The sequence below is a fragment of the Clostridioides sp. LIBA-2809 genome, assembly GCF_056688965.1.
Genome location: NZ_CP197004.1, coordinates 2,548,333 through 2,563,299, shown reverse-complemented (window position 1 = coordinate 2,563,299; position 14,967 = coordinate 2,548,333). Strand labels below are relative to the sequence as shown.

At 25.0% G+C, this 14,967-nt stretch carries 15 protein-coding genes, 1 pseudogene and 2 riboswitches; of the genes and pseudogenes, 7 read left to right on the top strand and 9 right to left on the bottom strand.

Features of this window, described 5'->3' with window-relative positions; genetic code table 11:
• Positions 1–68: 68 nt before the first annotated feature.
• From ACTG44_RS12145 to modA, 4 genes are all read right to left on the bottom strand, one after another.
• Positions 69–800, bottom strand: a complete 732-nt coding sequence (locus ACTG44_RS12145; RefSeq protein WP_021385098.1) for a Rossmann-like domain-containing protein — start codon at positions 798–800, stop codon at positions 69–71.
• Positions 787–1,482: an ATP-binding cassette domain-containing protein gene (locus tag ACTG44_RS12140; RefSeq protein WP_021385115.1), complete on the bottom strand. Its 696-nt coding sequence runs from the start codon at positions 1,480–1,482 to the stop codon at positions 787–789. Before ACTG44_RS12140 ends, ACTG44_RS12145 begins: the two co-directional genes overlap by 14 nt.
• Position 1,483: 1 nt before the next feature.
• Positions 1,484–2,197, bottom strand: a complete 714-nt coding sequence (locus ACTG44_RS12135; RefSeq protein ID WP_479920514.1) for an ABC transporter permease — start codon at positions 2,195–2,197, stop codon at positions 1,484–1,486.
• 87 nt (positions 2,198–2,284) lie between these two features.
• Positions 2,285–3,097 (bottom strand): molybdate ABC transporter substrate-binding protein, encoded by an 813-nt coding sequence (gene modA, locus ACTG44_RS12130; RefSeq protein ID WP_021385111.1) that lies wholly within the window; start codon positions 3,095–3,097, stop codon positions 2,285–2,287.
• 553 nt (positions 3,098–3,650) lie between these two features.
• Between modA and ACTG44_RS12125 the strand changes: the two genes are divergently transcribed.
• The gene (locus ACTG44_RS12125; protein ID WP_479920513.1) at positions 3,651–4,718 is read left to right on the top strand and encodes a GGDEF domain-containing protein; all 1,068 of its coding nucleotides are present in this window, start codon (positions 3,651–3,653) and stop codon (positions 4,716–4,718) included.
• A gap of 951 nt (positions 4,719–5,669) precedes the next feature.
• Positions 5,670–5,765: riboswitch (cyclic di-GMP riboswitch) on the bottom strand.
• A 359-nt stretch (positions 5,766–6,124) separates the two neighbouring features.
• On the opposite strand, the gene ACTG44_RS12120 is transcribed toward ACTG44_RS12125, so the two are convergent.
• Positions 6,125–6,325 (bottom strand): cold-shock protein, encoded by a 201-nt coding sequence (locus tag ACTG44_RS12120; protein ID WP_021385087.1) that lies wholly within the window; start codon positions 6,323–6,325, stop codon positions 6,125–6,127.
• A 727-nt stretch (positions 6,326–7,052) separates the two neighbouring features.
• On the opposite strand from ACTG44_RS12120, the gene ACTG44_RS12115 reads away from it, so the two are divergent.
• From ACTG44_RS12115 to ACTG44_RS12105, 3 genes are all read left to right on the top strand, one after another.
• Entirely contained in the window at positions 7,053–7,193 is a 141-nt protein-coding gene (locus ACTG44_RS12115; RefSeq protein ID WP_479920512.1) for a hypothetical protein, read from the top strand.
• A 900-nt stretch (positions 7,194–8,093) separates the two neighbouring features.
• Positions 8,094–8,774, top strand: coding sequence for a response regulator transcription factor (locus ACTG44_RS12110; RefSeq protein WP_479919093.1), 681 nt, complete (start codon positions 8,094–8,096; stop codon positions 8,772–8,774).
• 395 nt (positions 8,775–9,169) lie between these two features.
• On the top strand, positions 9,170–9,361 hold the full coding sequence (locus tag ACTG44_RS12105) for a hypothetical protein (RefSeq protein ID WP_479917058.1): 192 nt from the start codon (positions 9,170–9,172) through the stop codon (positions 9,359–9,361).
• Between the two features lie 510 nt (positions 9,362–9,871).
• Here ACTG44_RS12105 and ACTG44_RS12100 read toward each other — a convergent pair.
• A complete protein-coding gene (locus ACTG44_RS12100) occupies positions 9,872–10,048 on the bottom strand; it encodes a hypothetical protein (RefSeq protein ID WP_021385172.1) in 177 nt (58 codons plus the stop codon).
• A gap of 53 nt (positions 10,049–10,101) precedes the next feature.
• Positions 10,102–10,198: riboswitch (cyclic di-GMP riboswitch) on the bottom strand.
• 147 nt (positions 10,199–10,345) lie between these two features.
• Between ACTG44_RS12100 and ACTG44_RS12095 the strand changes: the two are divergent.
• Both ACTG44_RS12095 and ACTG44_RS12090 read left to right on the top strand, forming a co-directional pair.
• Positions 10,346–10,620 (top strand): annotated as a pseudogene (locus ACTG44_RS12095) (N-acetylmuramoyl-L-alanine amidase); the annotation flags it as partial.
• A gap of 105 nt (positions 10,621–10,725) precedes the next feature.
• Positions 10,726–11,013, top strand: a complete 288-nt coding sequence (locus ACTG44_RS12090) for a hypothetical protein (RefSeq protein ID WP_021385224.1) — start codon at positions 10,726–10,728, stop codon at positions 11,011–11,013.
• A 73-nt stretch (positions 11,014–11,086) separates the two neighbouring features.
• On the opposite strand, the gene ACTG44_RS12085 is transcribed toward ACTG44_RS12090, so the two are convergent.
• From ACTG44_RS12085 to ACTG44_RS12075, 3 genes are all read right to left on the bottom strand, one after another.
• Positions 11,087–11,404 carry a hypothetical protein gene (locus ACTG44_RS12085; RefSeq protein ID WP_479917057.1) on the bottom strand — a complete coding sequence of 106 codons (318 nt, stop codon included), beginning with the start codon at positions 11,402–11,404 and terminating at the stop codon, positions 11,087–11,089.
• A 190-nt stretch (positions 11,405–11,594) separates the two neighbouring features.
• Positions 11,595–12,395 (bottom strand): CPBP family intramembrane glutamic endopeptidase, encoded by an 801-nt coding sequence (locus ACTG44_RS12080; RefSeq protein WP_479917056.1) that lies wholly within the window; start codon positions 12,393–12,395, stop codon positions 11,595–11,597.
• Between the two features lie 76 nt (positions 12,396–12,471).
• Positions 12,472–13,485 (bottom strand): ArsR/SmtB family transcription factor, encoded by a 1,014-nt coding sequence (locus tag ACTG44_RS12075; RefSeq protein ID WP_021385159.1) that lies wholly within the window; start codon positions 13,483–13,485, stop codon positions 12,472–12,474.
• A gap of 783 nt (positions 13,486–14,268) precedes the next feature.
• On the opposite strand from ACTG44_RS12075, the gene ACTG44_RS12070 reads away from it, so the two are divergent.
• Complete coding sequence (locus ACTG44_RS12070; RefSeq protein ID WP_003423181.1) at positions 14,269–14,961, top strand: response regulator transcription factor; 693 nt, start codon at positions 14,269–14,271, stop codon at positions 14,959–14,961.
• Positions 14,962–14,967: the final 6 nt, after the last annotated feature.

Here is a 14,967-nt window from a genome sequence, read left to right as displayed (position 1 = left end):
ATAGGAATCTAGGCATAAATATAAAAAGTGCACATTGATATTTGTGCACTCCTTATTAGTATAATTGATTATTTGCTACAAAAACAGAGTCTTTTAAGTCCTAAAATACTTGATGCACCAGCTATCGTAGTTCCATAATAGTAAACTGGTTTATTCAATGATATAAAGTTTATGATTGAGTTATTACATAATGTACTTCCTGTACAAATGATTATCTCAGCCCAAGATATTACATCTTCATAATCTCGTATGCCATCTTCAATCTTAATATTGTACTGAATAGTATCTATAAACTCAGGATTTAAATCTAATACTCTAGTTTCAAAACAATCTTTAATATTATCAATTATAGCTGGTTGATATCCTATAATTGCTACTTTTGGATTATCAAATTCATTTTTTATAAATTTAGGAAAGTTCTTTGCGCATACTTCTGGCTCATTATTTTTACAGTGAATGGTTCTATCTGTCATGCCTAAGTACTTCATAACCGCATTTAATGATGCTATAAAAAGGCTTCTATCATGAGAGCTACCATGTAAATCTAATGATAGTATTTCTTTCAAAGAACCTTCAAATGTAGATGGTGTAGAAGTAAATGCTTGTCCTTTAGCTCCTTTAAAATCGGCTTCAAGCATTATTTCTTTACCAACTATAATTGGAAAATCTTTACGTTTGGTATTTCCAATTGCTTCTTTAGCAGATAGAGATTTAGATACAATACTTATCATATCCATATCTAAATTATATTTGTCAACGTGTTCTAATAAGTAATCTTTCAAGGTATCAAATATATTCATAGAAAAAAGACTCTCCTTTCTGTTTTACTTGTTCATTTAACTCAAAAATATGGTTTATTTTTCCATTGTTCATTATTCCTATCTTATGAGCAAAAAACATTGCTTCAGAAATATCATGAGTAACATGAATCACTGTTGGTCTGTACTTTAAGTAAACATCTTTTAGTATTTTACTTATATGTTTTTTTGTAATATAATCTAATGAGCTCATAGGCTCATCTAGAAGTAATATGTCTGGCTCACCTATCAATGCACGTGCAAATGCAACTCGTTGTTTTTCTCCTCCACTTAAATTTTTAGGATACCTGTTTTTTATATTTTCTATCTGCATTAACTTAGATAAGTGATTAACTTTAAATATTTGCTCATCTTTAGATATTTTTCTCAATTTAAGTGGGAATCTTATATTATCTTCAACACTCATATTTGGAAAGAGTTCAAAGTTTTGATATACAAATCCTATATTTCTGTTTTCTGGAGGCAAATTTGATATTAAATTTTCTTTGTATCTTACATCACCTTTAGCAGATGAGTATCTTCCTGCTAATGTTTCTAGAAATAGAGTTTTACCTGAACCACTGGAGCCTAATAAAACAAAGTACTCGTGGTTATTAATGTTTAAACTATTTTTTTTTAACTTAAAATTAGGCAAATCAAGTGATAAATTTTTAATTTCCAACATATTAGTTTTCATCAACCTCTCTATTAAAAAATATCTCAAAGAACATCAAGCATGTAAGTGATATAAATATTAAAATTACAGCTATACCTATTGCAATATCTATATCACCAGTAGACATATTTAAATATATTGAAGTAGGTATAATTTCAGTTTTCATACGTGTAGACCCTGCTATCATAGCTACTGCACCAAATTCACCAAGTGCTCTTGACCAAGTCATTACAGTTGCAGATATTATTCCAATTTTTAGATTTGGAAGAATTACAAACTTAAATGCCTCCCAACTATTACATCCAAGAGTACGTGCAACAAATATCATTTTTTCATTACCTTCACTTAATGAAGTGTGAAGTATTTTAATAGTAAGTGGCAGATTTACAAATACCTGAGCTAAAACTATTCCTTGTCTTGTGAACACAAAATCAAGTTTAAGAATTTTGTAAATGGAATCTCCAATACCCATTCTACCAAACAAAAGTAAAAGAGCAATTCCTGATACTAGGTGAGGAAGAGACATCGGAAGATTTATTATCTGTATAATTAGTTTTTTAAATGGTAATTTAGTAATATGTAAAAAGTAAGCTGTTGGAACAGCTAATAAAAGACATAATATGGTAGATGTTAAAGATGTCTTGATGCTGAGTACTACTGCATATTGTACTTCCACTGAATTTAAACATATAGGAACATAACTCAGACCTTTGATTATTAGCATAAAAAGTGGGGATACAATAAATAAAAAAACTATAGCAAAAAATCCAGTGAGTAGTATAGTAAAAATTTTATTTCTCAAATTCAAGCACTACTTAACTGGTTCAAAACCATATTTTTTAAATATTTGTTTAGCTTCATCTGATGCTACATAATTTATAAATTTATTAGCTAAATCTTTTTTATCACTATAGTTTACAGTTCCTGCTGATATAATTTGGTCTATGTTTTTGTCTGGAGCAATTTCTATAACTTCTACATCATTATTACCAAAAACAGAGTCTTTTGTGGCTATTGTAGCATCTGCTTTACCTGATGTTAACTGTACAATCATTTCATTTACAGTTGCAGCTGTAGAAACAACATTATCATTTATAGATTTTAAATTATTTTTTTCAAGTATTTTTTGAGTAGTCTTACCTATAGCATTAGATTCTTTATCTCCGAAAATAAGTTTTATGCCATCTTTATTTAGATCTTCTAGTTTTTCAATATTAGCGGGATTTCCTTTAGGTACAACCATTGCAGGTGTATGATGTGCCACTGTTTTATGTTCACTTACAAGTTCTTTTTCAAATGCTTTTGAGTAAATTGGTTCAGAGCCAACAATAAATGCATCACCTTTGTGACTTGTTTCAATTTGGGCTATTAGTTGTGCAGAACCTGCATAACTATATTCAATCTTTACATTATTTTCTTTCTCAAATTTTTGAGCTATTTCATCCATTGGCTTTTTTAAGCCTGCCCCTGAATAGACAAAAAGCGTTTCTTTTTCTTTTGAATCATTAGTTGTTATAACTTTAGTATTAGTTTCATTATTAACTTTCTTTTCTTTAGAATTACATGCAGTAATACTTAACGAAATAATCATAGCTAAAGCTAATACCGAAAATTTTTTTAACATAATATATTCCCCCTTAGTAATTAATGTAAATTCTTTTTCAGTATATCATATTAAGAAAACGATGTCTAAGTTTTTGTTATGTTTTGTTATATTTTATAATGTTTAGTTATGTTTTGTTGTGTTAAAAAGATTTATTTGAGGGGGTAGATATAATATAGTGTCTAGATTGTAAAGAGTTTACTGTATTAATTATTGTTTAAAATTTCTAGTGTTAACTTAGTTCATATGAATTTAATTAATAAAATATGAACTAAGAGCTATTATGTAAAATAATTATAATCTATTGAATAAATTCAAATAATAAATTTATTTTTGCATAATAAAAATATTATATATTATGGAATTAGAGTTTTAATCTTCTATTTAATTGATATAAAGTTTATATTTATTTTTTATAAAAATATGGTAAATATTTACATATTATAATATAATAAGTCATTTTTCTAGTGTATAATATATTATATGAAATAGGCGTTATAAAGCGTAAATCATAGAAATTTTTAAGTATAGAAGTATATTTTAATTGATAATGTATATAGGAGGAGGACAAAATTTGAGTACCATTATTTATGCCTATTTGATACCATTTATAGGATTGATTTTTTTGATATTTCTTATTAAAATGAATCATTTATTTAATAAGGAGCAGAGTAAATTGTTTATAATATCAATAGTGATTAATTTAATACTTATTATAGTTACATCTACTGATTACATAATATCAAAACAGACAAATTCATCACTATGGATGGTTCGTAGGATTACATCTTTTTTAAATTTTGCAATAAGTCCATTGATTCCTATTTTACTTATAAAGATATTTAAACAAAAAAAGGATACAATTATATTTTATTTGCCATTTTTGATAAATTTTATTATTTGTTTTTTTAGTATGTTTATTAAAATTATATTTTTTATAGATATAAATAATTATTATGAAAGAGGGTGTCTATTTTTTATACCTTCTTTTACAGTATTATTATATATTTTAATATTTATAATCAATCCAGTTACTTCTCATGTGCAAGAAAAGAGAATGGAACGTATTATTGTTACATCTATTGCTGTTACAATAATTGTAGGATTACTTTTAGAAATTTTTTATTACTATCATTTTCTAAGTTATGGGTTTTCAGCATTAGGACTTATTATTTATTACATACTACAAAATATTAATTTCTTTTCAAAAGATTCACTGACAGGAGCATACAATCGCCAAATGTATAATTATATGCTAGATAAAATTAATAATTCTTTAAATTGTGTGATTGCTCTTTTAGATATTAACAATTTCAAGTATATCAATGATAATTATGGGCATGATGAGGGCGATAAAGTATTAATTTTATTTGTTGATATTATTAATAAGAATGTTAAAGATATTGCATCTCTTTATCGTACGGGTGGAGATGAATTCATGTTGATATCAACTAAAGTAAATGAAGAAGTACTCTTAAATGCTCTTAATAAATCTAAGATAGAGTTAGAAAAATATAACCTTAGTTTTGCATATGGAGTAAGTGAATATAATAAAGAAGATGACCTTGAGGAAATACTACATATGGTTGATAAAAAAATGTATATAAATAAAAATCAAATTAAAAATCAAAAAAAAGAATAATTCCAAGTAAGAAATTCTTTGAAATTCTAAGAATAATTAAGTGAAATATATTTTAAATAAAAGCATGTATTTTTTAGTATGATTTTTAGTTTTTATCTCATTAGTAGTGGAAGAAAAAAGATATTTTATAAAAAAGTTTTAAGTATATTAACAGAAAGTATCAAAAAAATTACATAAAATAAAAATGTTAAAAAACACTATAAAGTATATGAAGAAATAAATTAAATTTTTTTAGATGCATATAAAGCAACCATTTTCCTTAGTTTATCACACAAATAGGATAATAGTCCTTAATTTAATCTCCTCATAGAATCAGTATGAGTCTAGAATACTATGAGGAGGCAACTATATCAATTTAATTTGTAGTATTGTAAATAAATTGATATAAGAAAGTATTTTCATTTCTTTATATTTGATATTATCATAAAAGACTTTCTTTATGAGTCATTACAAATTCCAACAGCTACATTGATAAAAGGCAAGGGGATTATATTTGAAAAATATCCCATTAAATTAGAAGAATTCATTTTTACATAACTTAAAAAATCGCCTTAAGTTAAATCAAGACGATTTTAATAAATAAGTGGGTACTTCAAGTTATTTTAGATTTGTTATATTTCATTAAAAAATAAAACTCTGAAATGATAAGAATATATCAATTAATTTTCATCAAACATTTCTTAAAAGTAGATAAAACTAAAAAGGGTTTTCTAGAAAATAAAATCTATCTAATTATGTTTACTAATAACATAACTTGATGTAAATAATTTTCTACTATTTTTATCCGCTCTGTAGTATAAAATTACCTAATTGTGTATGTATAAAATCGTAATAATCATATGCACTACCAATATAGGTAGATAATATATGAGTGTGTCTATCTATATTATTTGTAAATGTACTATCATATCCCCCTAAAAAAATTTCATAAAAACAAAAAGAAAATATCTTTTTGGCAACTGGCTAACATAACTTATAAAAATTTTATAAGCCTTAGTCCCTATAGTTTTGCGTCACTAAATTTCTCTAGTTTTGCCGATTTAGTTTTACTCTACAATTATATAATACAACAGAATGAAGCATTATTCAATAGACTTGTTTGAAAATTGAAAAATTTATGGATATGAAAAAATTATTTTTTTGAGAAAGATTAACGACCAATTAATTTCAACTTAGTATTAATATTAAAAGATATCTAAGTGGATAGAAGAATGTTTATAGCTAAATTGAATTGATATTATAGTATGACAACATCACCAAACTATGGAAGATATTTTAACAAGTTTAATATTAGAATAGTTATTTTTATTTGGAGTTGTTCATAAAGTTTTAGGATTATGTGCAAAAATATAAATAACTAAATAAAAAAAGACTCTAAAAAGAGTCTTTTCCGAAAAATCTATATATTATAATATAGTTATATTTTCTGCTTGAGGACCTCTAGCGCCTTTAACTATATCAAAGCTTACTTTTTGACCTTCTTCTAATGATTTAAATCCTGAAGTTTGTATAGCTGAGAAATGAGCAAATACGTCATCTCCATTTTCTACTGATATAAATCCAAATCCTTTTTCGTTGTTGAACCATTTCACTATTCCATTATTCATTAAAAATACTCCTATTAACCTATATCAAGATATACTTGATTTAATTGTGTACTAACACAAATACTATTGTATCATAAATTAATAAAGATGTCTACTTAATTATATAATTTCCAGTTAATATTTAAAAATTATTATATTAATAGTTAGACAATGGAACATTAATTTTCTAAAGTAGCCATTTTTGGGGAAAGGGAAACTTTTTTTGAAATATAATATAATTATAACGGAAAAGTAATGTTTTTATAAAGATTAAGATTAGAATCTAAAACATTCATAATAATATATTTACCAAAATAATACAATATATCTTATATTATAACTATATAAATCATAGAAATCAATACTTAAACAGAGTGATATAGGTGTTTTAAAAAAAACAATATATTTATAATACAAAACTATCTTAAGCTCCTTTTCCCCAAAATAGGAGACTTTGATTAGTATTTAATAATATTATTTAAGATAATATTTAAGTATTATTTAAAAATACTTAAGTTTTAAAGCCTAGTTTATAAAGGTATTGTAAAAATGAAGCACTATAATCTGTAATAATTAAAACTTGATACTTTGAAAATAGTTTTGAATAGAGTAGTGAAATGTATAACCTATTGATTGTATATGGTGCTGATATTTTAAATATAAATCAAATTTATTTTTCTAATAAAGGTTTTAATGTATATACATATGAAATTGCTAAGGTTGAAATTGTGATAGTAAAAATATAGTTTTGAATTGTATAATTCTAGATGTTACATTACTAGATTCAGATGAATATAAGATGTGTAATGCTATAAAAGAAAAGTTTAAAATACATATAATATTTTATCTAATTATGTATATAAAGAAGAAAGAGTTTGAGAATTCCTAGCTGGAGGAGATGAGTATATGACAAAACCATATAGCTTAAAAGAACTTAAGCTTAGAATATATTTCCATATGAGGTAATATAAAAAGATTACATTAGTTTCTAATGTATTAAAGCTTTCATTTTTAGTAATAAATGTGAGCTTAAGAAAAGTGCTTTTGATGGAAAATCATTTATTTGACCATTATGTAGTTTGAAATATTATTGTTTATAGCTGGAAACAAAGAACGAATGTTCTTAAAATTAGAAATATATAATCAAATCTAGGAAATGCTTGATATTAGAAGATAACATATGGCACAGGTTCATATTACATAGATTAAGAGTAAAATTAATTCTTTAAGAAAAGAGCATTAATATATTCAGACTGTATGGGGAAAAGGATATAAGTTTGTTCTATAAGTGAGAAACTATAATTAATAAATAGTTTTTACTTAGTAGAGGTGTGGTCGATGTAATGAAAATTAAATTTTATGTATAAGTATGATAATAAGTACCAATATAACTTTTTAGAGCAAATAATGGACTTTTAACTATAGGTGGTTATACTTTTTCTAAAAATAAACTTATTCTTATACAATAAATCAAAAACCAAATGAAGACAAAATAAAATCTATAGTCTACAATAATTTACATTAAAATATAAAAATATTGATTTTAGTTAAAAAGTATGTCTAGTAATTTATTTTACTATGTATACTAAAATAAATTACTAGACATACAAGGACATTGTGTTAATTTTGAAGTGTTCAAATTTAAAAATATATATACAAATAATAAAGAAAATAGACTTATAATTGTTAAAGTTTCTTATAACAGTAAAGACAAACTATCAGAAAATAGACTAAAGATATTTGTCTGATTCTTTATAGAAAGAAATAATTATATTTAGGAGTGATTATAATGCAAGCTAATATATTGATAATAGATGGAGATAAGGATAATTGTCAGGAATTGAAAAATTTTTTAGAAGGAAAAGGGATAAATGTTGATCTAGCATATAACTGTGAAGAAGCTATTACAAAACTATTTAGTAATAAATTTGATTTAATATTTTTAGAGATAATTTTAACTGATGGTGATGGCTGGACTTTTTGTAAAAAAATCAGAAATATAACGACTTGCCCAATTATTCATATGACTTGTATAAATAAAGTACAAAGTATTTTAAATGCTTTGGATTCTGGTGGAGATGATTATTTAACAAAGCCTTTAAATTTAGAAATATTATATGCAAAAGTAAAAGCACTTTTAAGAAGAGAGAATTTATATGTAAATAATAATAAACATAATACTGAGTTGGAGAATTATAATAGAAATAGTGGAGTTATAAAATTAGAAAATAAAATAATAAAATTAACTCCAATAGAGAATAAGTTATTAAACTTCTTTATGGAAAATCCTGAAAAGACATTAACTACTAAAGAGATATATGAACATGTATGGATGAATGAATATTTAGAGGATAACTATAGTGTGGTAGTTGCAGTAAATGGATTAAGAAAGAAAATAGAAAAAAATTATAAAAACCCTCAAAAGATTATAACAATAAGAAAAGCAGGATATTATTTTAATAAGGTATAAAGTTTTATAAACGCTACAATTGATGAAATTGAACAGTTGTTTAAATCTCAAGTTAAAAATTTTAGTGTATCAAAATTTAAGCATTGATTATTATAAGGTAACAACTGGAGAATGTTGTTACCTTCTTTTTGATAAATAAATATATTTAGATATCATCATATGGAAGTTATAATGTTACTAGAAGGGGAGCTAAATATAAACATTGTAAAATTACAAAATTTTTTATAGATAGCTTTAATTTTAACTAGGGGGAAAGTAAATTATGAATTTTAAGAAAGTAATATTTTTATTATTATCAACAGTAATATTAGGGAGGAGTTTTTCTATTAATATCTTTGCAAATAATTTTTTAGAAACGGATATATCAAATAGAAAAAATGTTTTGTTAGATTCAAATGTCAATAATCTTGATATATATTGGCGGTTACAATGGATACTTGGAATTTAATAATGATAATAGATTAAATGTAAAAAGTATTACTGGTAAGACTTCAAATTCTCCCACCTATGTAGAAAGATTAAAAAAAGGCAAGTCTAATGGAGGAGCAAGAATTTGTGATATAGTCATAAATGGAACTCAATTATAACATTTTAATTATAAATATATAAATTAAAATGTTATAGATAAAAATCAAATAAAACATTTAATATAATACTATTTGTAAAGAATTATATTTTTTCAATCAAACACAATATATTGAATAGCAATAAGACGAATGAAATTTATTCTGAAAAATAAAACTATATTATGTAATAAAAAATGGAAGTGTATTTGAGTACACTTCTATCATTATAATTAAGCATTCTCATTTGTATTGCTTCTTTATTTTCCAAACAATATTATTTTTTCATCAATAATTATTAAATCAATCTCATTCTCTCTTAATGTTTATTTTGTAATATCAACAAGATTGTCTAAATCGAAATTTCTTGTAACTTATAGTTACTTTATAACTATAATTCTTTTAATATATAAGTTTTAAAATCATTAATATTATGTTTCTTTTTAATAAATATATTTTAATAAAATCTTTAGCAAGAATTAATTTTTAAAAGTAGAAAAAACTAAAAAGGATATTCTAGAAAATAATGTCTATCTAATTATATTTACTTACCAATACCATCACTTGATGCAAACATGATTCTACCACATTTTCTCCGTACTCTAGGATAAAATCATCTAGCTGTGTATCTATAAAATCACAATAATCATATGAACTAGCAATATAAGCAGTTAACATATGTGTACATCTATCCATTTTATCTCTAAACATATATATTATTATCCCCCTAAAAAACTTTCATAAAAACAAAAAGAAAATATCTTTTTGGCAACTGGCTGACATAACTTATAACTTATTTTATAAGTCTTAGTCCCTATAGCTTTGCGTCACTAAATTTCTCTAGTTTTGCCGATTTAGTTTTATTCTACAATTACAATAATACAATAGAATTAATTATTATTCAATAGACTTGTTTGAAAATTGAATAAATTTATATATATGAACGTTATTTTACTTTAAAAAAATAGACTAAATATGTAGAATGTATGGTAAAACTTCCCTAAAGAGAATGGTGAGGGAAAAATAATGTATAAATATACAATCGTTTATAATGGAGAGGTTGGCAAAATCTCTGTAACTGTATTTGGTTGGGGTATAATGACGGAAAAATATTAATATGTGATATAAAAGATTATGTACCAGGTCAGACAGAAAATTTATATGTTATAGGTGGAGGAGCATGCAATAAGATAAGTTCTATAACTAAAGAGAGATACACCATGATAAAAGGTAATGATAGATTTGATACACTTTACAAAGCACTAGATTTTATTAATAGATAGATTAGATACTATATAAAATAATTATGAAAATATGGGAAAATATGTTTAATATCGTTTTGATTAAGGTATAAATTTAAATAAATAGAATGATAAGGGGTGGATAAGATGTTAATAAATGATAAGAGTTTTTATCCAAATAATATTTATCCAACAATAGACTTTCCCAAGATAAAAAGACAATTAAAATCAATATACAAAAATGATTTATCAGATTGTGGAAGTATATGTATAATAGAAAGAAAAGAATATTCTGTAAGTATAAATAGTATAGGTGAGATAAATATATATTATGATTTAGAATATGAAGATAAGATACAGAGTATAGTTGATGAGATTGAGCAGTTATTCAAGTCTCAAGTTAAAAATTTTAGTATATCAAAACTTAAGAATTGATGATTAGAAGGTAACGACTGGAGATAGTTGTTACCTTCTTTATTGATTATATCAGTGTTTTATTATAAATAGTTTATATAGTTATATATTTCTTTCTAATTAAACAATGGGATACTATTGTGATAATGGATACTAATATTAATGATATTATTGCAGTATTTAATCTTTTTATTAATAAGCCCATTATTATGTATTCCAAGCCTATTAAATATTGATAAAACATCTCTAGTTTAATAGTTTTTTCTCTATCTATTTTTCCATATTTTAATTCTAATTTGTTAAAATATTTTTTCCTAAAATAGTTGAATTTATGTTTAGCTAAACCTTTTATTACATTCCCTATTATGAATATTATCCCAAAAAGTAAAAATAGTCCATTCCAAAAATTCATACACATATCTCCTTTACAATATATTCTATTAATTAAAAACGATTTAAATAGGTCTTTTTAACAACATAAATTATATGGTATAATAAAAAAAGTAAAGATGCACTTCCAATACATCTTTACTAAGTCAACCGATATTAAAGAGAGCATTTTCCGTTATGGAGAGTGCTTTTTTCATTTTTTCGAAAAATATTTATTTCTGTGATGCAACGATTTCACTCCCTGCGTTACGATATTTTAATACACAGATAAGGTCAATAATCACCACTACAATAAGTGAAATAATCCCAATTTCGCCAACAAGATAGGGACGCATTTCACCGCCTATGGATTGGTCTAAAAGCAATTGTGCGACAAAGTTATGTACGAAATGAAGCCAAACAGCAGGCCATGTGCTCTTTGATTTCATACTTAAATAAAATCTGGAATAGGATACTGAGATACACATTAGTGCTAGAACTGGAAGCTGATACCAAAGTGGGATATCAGACATATATCCAACCACAAACAACGGGAAATGCCACAAAAACCAAATCACACCAGAAACAAAAGCACCTTTGTTAAACCCAAAGAGTTCATTAAGCTTTGGCACTAAGTAGCCACCCCAGCCTATTTCTTCACCCATTGCAGTGACAAAATAGATTGCCAGATATGTCAGCAACATACTTGGCGCTTTTATAAGAGTCAGAGCCATATTACCTACGATTACGCCCTTACCATAAATCAGCAAGTAGATACTATATGAGATTCCCCAATATGCTAATGGAATTAATATACCACCCAAAATATATTTCGCATGGCATCTTCTAAAGTTTACTCCATTATCGCCACGGTGGTATATCATACTTACAATAATGGCAGCAACACCAGGACACCACATAAGAAAGTAATTAAGTTGCAACATTCCGTGGACAATAATCAGGTAGTAGAAAATTGAGCTTAGAGCAAAACAAATGATAAGAAATAACAAAATTGATTTTTTTACTTTTTTCATGAAAAGACCTCCTCTAATTGTATGTAAGAGGATTATAACATTAAATTTGAAGTAGGTCAAATTAATTTGATATATATCAAATTAATAGATTTTCAAGTCCTTTTATTGTTTTTTCAATTTCGTCACTATTTAGATGATAATAAACTCGTCCAGATTTCTTATCGATATTGACTAAATTTACTTGTAGCAGAACCGCCATATGATGTGAAATTGTCCCAGCAGATAATCCAAGCTTATTAGCTAATTCTAGGCTATACATTGGTTTATTTTTTAAAGAAATTAATATTTGAAACTTACTTTTATCTGAAAGTGCTTTTAGTTTAATTAATATGTTATCATCAATTTCTTTAGAGAAATCATTGTCACTAAATATATCTAAATTTAACAACCCAAAATAACGTTTTGTCTTTAAAACAATTTGAGACAGAGGATTTATGAAAGTTGGATAAATCGGAAGTCCTTCCCCTTGTTTTGATATCATATTTTTTTCTCTTGTGCTCTCAAGTAAAATGGAACATTTTGAAATTAGCGTTTCAATATCAATTTCGAGATATAATTTTTTACATACAGATAAATTTGAATTTATTAGTATAAAAAGTTTATTAATCAGCTCTTTAGGTGACTGATAGAATGAAAAGAATTTCCATTTTTCACTTTCATTAAAATCTGATACAGATAGAAATTCATAGAACTCTAAAGATGAAAGTTGTTTATTTATACTACTTTTTTCTGCGATAGCACAAATTAATTCAATAAAAATTTTCCTAAAATATTCATCAGATTTTTCTTCACTATCAAATAGCTCGAAATATTCTGCCACTAGAGCAACCATGAATGTATAGAAATTCTTTTCCTCATTAATGACATTCTTAAAATAGAAATTGTAATCTCCATTTGTGGTCTTCATTTTGTCAAAAGAGGTAATTAGTTTCTCCCAATCAATCAAATGAGCATCGTATACTTTCTCGCCAGCAAAGCCCAACCCATTTAACTCTTCTATTAATTCTATTTTTGTTGTCGAAAAATTATTACAATAAGAAAGCAGTCCTAGTGTTTCAAGGTAGTAATTAAATTCACGATTAAAATTCATTTATTTATTCCTCCTTAGTTTGATGTTTGTGATAATTATATCATATATATCAAAAACTGTATAATTAAGATATAGGATAGATATTTGATGTACAATCATCTTCATATGAAAAGGGATGAGTGTATGAAGATAAATTAATTGAACTCGAATAACATTTTAAGAGTTTGAAAGAAAAAATTACAAATAGATACATAATAAATAAAATGAAGGTATGAAATTATAACTTTTTCTACCTTCATTTTGTTTATTATTCTGAACATGTTAAAAAAATGAAATAAATTTGTATTCTATTTATATAAATTTTAATAGGATATGTATAGTACATAATAGATAGGATGTATAAAAATAGAATTTAAGTAAGTAGCTATTATTGCAGTGAAATAAATACTTCTAAGTCTATTCGGATGGAAGAATGGTGGAAGAAAATTAGTAGAAAATGATTCTTCCACCATTCTTTCACCCAGAAAATAAAAACTGCTCAATAAGAATTAATATACATTAATTCAGCTGAATCCAATCAAAACACTTAAATGAAAGTAATCTGAAAACAACATAATTCAAATCAATTAATTCAAATAAACATGGTTTTAGTATAAATCTTAAGAAATATTTAAGATTTAGGATAATATTTTCTTAAGATTTATGTTTTATTATATAATTATAAGGGAAAGTTACAAAAATGTAAGCTAATGTAATATAACAATTTAGTCATTGTTGAGAAAGGGAGTGAAAGATATTGTATAATAGAGATAAGTATTATTATACAATAGAGGAAGTGAAAATATGTACAATATATTAGTAGTAGATGATGATAAAGAAATTGTTGATTCAATAGAAATATATCTTAAATCGGAAGGATTTAAAATATATAAAGCATATGATGGAATGAAAGCTTTGGAAATAATAACAGAGAATGACATTCATCTAATATTAATGGATATAATGATGCCTAAATTAGATGGAATCAAAGCAACTGTAAAAATACGAGAAGAAAGAAACATACCAATAATTTTAATTTCAGCAAAAAGTGAAGATACAGATAAAATAATGGGATTAAATATTGGAGCTGATGATTATATAACAAAGCCATTTAACTTATTAGAGCTTATAGCTAGAGTTAAATCAAACTTAAGACGATATGTAACTTTAGGCAATTACGAAGATACATGTAAAGAAATTTTAAAAAGTGGAGCTTTAGAATTAAATACACTAACAAAAGAAGTGAAAATTGATGGTGAAAATATAAAAATGACTCCAATTGAGTACAAAATCATTGAACTTCTTTTAGAAAATAAAGGACGAGTTTTTTCAATAGATGAGATATACGAAAAAGTATGGAATGAAGAAAGCTTTAATTCAGAAAATACAGTCGCAGTACATATTAGGCGAATAAGAGAAAAGATTGAAATAAATCCAAAAGAACCAAGATTTTTAAAGGTGGTGTGGGGAGTTGGTTATAAGATTGAAAAATTTTAGTGGAAA

What these genes read in the sequence shown, in the direction of transcription:
- ACTG44_RS12090 (WP_021385224.1), top strand. Translation starts at nt 10,726, where the DNA reads ATGTTAATAAATGATAAGAGTTTTTATCCAAATAATATTTATCCAACA.
- modA (WP_021385111.1), bottom strand. Translation starts at nt 3,097, where the DNA reads ATGTTAAAAAAATTTTCGGTATTAGCTTTAGCTATGATTATTTCGTTA.
- ACTG44_RS12140 (WP_021385115.1), bottom strand. Translation starts at nt 1,482, where the DNA reads ATGTTGGAAATTAAAAATTTATCACTTGATTTGCCTAATTTTAAGTTA.
- ACTG44_RS12080 (WP_479917056.1), bottom strand. Translation starts at nt 12,395, where the DNA reads ATGAAAAAAGTAAAAAAATCAATTTTGTTATTTCTTATCATTTGTTTT.
- ACTG44_RS12110 (WP_479919093.1), top strand. Translation starts at nt 8,094, where the DNA reads ATGCAAGCTAATATATTGATAATAGATGGAGATAAGGATAATTGTCAG.
- ACTG44_RS12100 (WP_021385172.1), bottom strand. Translation starts at nt 10,048, where the DNA reads ATGTTTAGAGATAAAATGGATAGATGTACACATATGTTAACTGCTTAT.
- ACTG44_RS12075 (WP_021385159.1), bottom strand. Translation starts at nt 13,485, where the DNA reads ATGAATTTTAATCGTGAATTTAATTACTACCTTGAAACACTAGGACTG.
- ACTG44_RS12135 (WP_479920514.1), bottom strand. Translation starts at nt 2,197, where the DNA reads ATGCTAATAATCAAAGGTCTGAGTTATGTTCCTATATGTTTAAATTCA.
- ACTG44_RS12105 (WP_479917058.1), top strand. Translation starts at nt 9,170, where the DNA reads ATGTCAATAATCTTGATATATATTGGCGGTTACAATGGATACTTGGAA.
- ACTG44_RS12070 (WP_003423181.1), top strand. Translation starts at nt 14,269, where the DNA reads ATGTACAATATATTAGTAGTAGATGATGATAAAGAAATTGTTGATTCA.
- ACTG44_RS12145 (WP_021385098.1), bottom strand. Translation starts at nt 800, where the DNA reads ATGAATATATTTGATACCTTGAAAGATTACTTATTAGAACACGTTGAC.
- ACTG44_RS12085 (WP_479917057.1), bottom strand. Translation starts at nt 11,404, where the DNA reads ATGAATTTTTGGAATGGACTATTTTTACTTTTTGGGATAATATTCATA.
- ACTG44_RS12120 (WP_021385087.1), bottom strand. Translation starts at nt 6,325, where the DNA reads ATGAATAATGGAATAGTGAAATGGTTCAACAACGAAAAAGGATTTGGA.